The 1,994-nt window shown below is 72.8% G+C and carries 3 protein-coding genes; 1 reads left to right on the top strand and 2 read right to left on the bottom strand.

Features of this window, described 5'->3' with window-relative positions; all coding sequences use genetic code 11:
- Together G6022_RS13365 and G6022_RS13360 are read right to left on the bottom strand one after the other, a co-directional pair.
- The coding region (locus G6022_RS13365; RefSeq protein WP_241731217.1) for a substrate-binding domain-containing protein at positions 1–634 on the bottom strand (634 nt) is incomplete at its 3' end.
- A gap of 108 nt (positions 635–742) precedes the next feature.
- Positions 743–1,489: an enoyl-CoA hydratase gene (locus G6022_RS13360; protein WP_182691748.1), complete on the bottom strand. Its 747-nt coding sequence runs from the start codon at positions 1,487–1,489 to the stop codon at positions 743–745.
- Positions 1,490–1,599: 110 nt separating this feature from the next.
- On the opposite strand from G6022_RS13360, the gene G6022_RS13355 reads away from it, so the two are divergent.
- A partial coding sequence (locus tag G6022_RS13355) for a carboxyl transferase domain-containing protein (RefSeq protein WP_277819503.1) occupies positions 1,600–1,994 on the top strand: 395 nt, incomplete at its 3' end.

Here is a 1,994-nt window from a genome sequence, read left to right as displayed (position 1 = left end):
GGGCGGTCGGCGGCACGTCCGCGCGCCCCGCCCGGCCCTGCGCGAGCACCGCCATGGAGGCGGCGAGCGCCTCCGAGGTCGAGCGCATCGACTCGACCTCGGAGGTCGCCGCGAGGATGGGGGCGTCCGCGATACCGGACCGGACCGGGTCCCCCATCGCCAGTCCCGGCATCGAGAGCGCCGAGGTCCACGTGGGCATGTCCGGCCCGGGCCCACGCGAGGCGATGATCACCGGGGTCGACGCGATGGAGTTGAGAACGGTCTCGAACGGGATCTGGACGTCCTGGGAGAGCTGAGCGAGCCGGATCGCCGAATCGGGGACCCAGATGTCCGGGAGGGTCTGACGGGCGGCGACCCGAGCCGCCATGTCGGCGGACGAGACCGCCGAGACCTCGTACGCATGACATCCCCCCGCCTCGTCCGCGAGGGTCTCGACATGTGCGAGGACGTCGGGCTCGGCGGCCACGGTGACCTCGGCCGCATCGACGCAGAACCCTCCCACCCCGGCCCTGGACAGGCCCGCGACCACGACCCCGATCACGAGGACCGCCGCCAGGAGCCCCAGCCCCACGTGGACGACCCTGCGCGCCGTCGACCTCTCCCTCTGTGTCGACGCACTGTGCCTGGCGGCCATCCGCGGCTCTCCCCCTGCAGTCTCCGGTCCCCGGGGCGTATGCCAGTCGCCACGTCGGCGGGATCCGGGCGCTGGAATGGTATCCGTCCGGGCCCGCTGACGGTCAGGTCATCTCCCGCGGAACACGGGAGGCCTCTTCTCCTCGCGGGCGGCGCGCGCCTCGGCCATGTCCTCGCTGTGCCAGGCCAGCTGCTGCAGCTCGGTGTGCTCGTCGCGGGGCAGGAGCCGGGCGTCGTCGTCGTTGATCACGGACTTGATGTGCCGGAGGCTGAGCGGGGCGAACCGCGCGATCTCGGCCGCCAGTTCCATCGCGGTGTCCAGGCCGCCGATCTCGTTGGCCAGCCCGATCCGGGCCGCCTCCTCCGCCCCGACCGGACGGGCGGTCATGAGGACCGACCGCGCGTGCCCGCCCCCGACCACGTTGGCGAGCCGCTTGATCGTCCAGTTGTCCAGAGCGAGTCCCACCTTGACGACGGGGACGGCGAACACCGCGCCGGGGGCGACCACGCGGAGGTCGGCGGCCAGGGCGAGCTGGACCCCGGCGCCCACGGCGGGCCCGTTGACGGCCGCGATCACGGGGACCGGGACCGACTCCACCGCCCTGAGCATCCCCGCGTGGGCGTCGTAGAAGTTGAGGTTGTACACGCCGCCGGACAGGTCGGCGCCGGCGCAGAAGGCCGTCCCCGCCCCCGTCACGACGATCGCGCGGACCGGGTCCTCGCCCTCGGCCGCGGCACCCGCGGCTTCGATCGCCTCCCGCAGGGCCGTACACACCTCCGCGTCGAGCGCGTTGCGGGTGCTGTGCCGGTCGATGGTGACGACGGCGACGGAACCGTCCCTGCGTGTGTCGATCATGGCGGCGGGGCCTCCTGGTCCATCGCGGAATGGTGCGTCGCGGGGGTACTACCCTGCACCCCGCGACCGACGATACCTGCTGGTGAACACGCCCACCGTACGATGCGTCCATGGCGCGAACCGGAGCTCTGCAGATCCTCGACATGGTCCTCGACGACGGGTCGTTCCGGTCCTGGGACTCCGCACCGCTGCGCTCGCCCCAGGTCGACTCGGTCCCGGGTTACGAGGCCTCCCTCCAGCGCGCGGCGCGGGACTCCGGGGTGGACGAGTCCGTCATCACCGGGGAGGGCACTCTGCTGGGTCGGCGGGTCGTGTTCGTCGCCTGCGAGTTCGACTTCCTGGCCGGGTCGATCGGCATCGCGGCGGCCGAGCGGATCGTCTCCGCGATCGAGCGCGCCACCGCCGAACGCCTGCCGATCCTGGCCTCCCCGACGTCGGGGGGGACCCGCATGCAGGAGGGCACGATCGCCTTCCTGCAGATGGTCAAGATCTCCGCCGCCGTGGC

Source organism: Dietzia sp. Cai40, from assembly GCF_014145165.1.
GTDB classification, from domain to species: domain Bacteria; phylum Actinomycetota; class Actinomycetes; order Mycobacteriales; family Mycobacteriaceae; genus Dietzia; species Dietzia natronolimnaea.
This window is presented reverse-complemented; position numbering and strand designations above follow the sequence as displayed.

What these genes read in the sequence shown, in the direction of transcription:
- G6022_RS13360 (WP_182691748.1), bottom strand. Translation starts at nt 1,489, where the DNA reads ATGATCGACACACGCAGGGACGGTTCCGTCGCCGTCGTCACCATCGAC.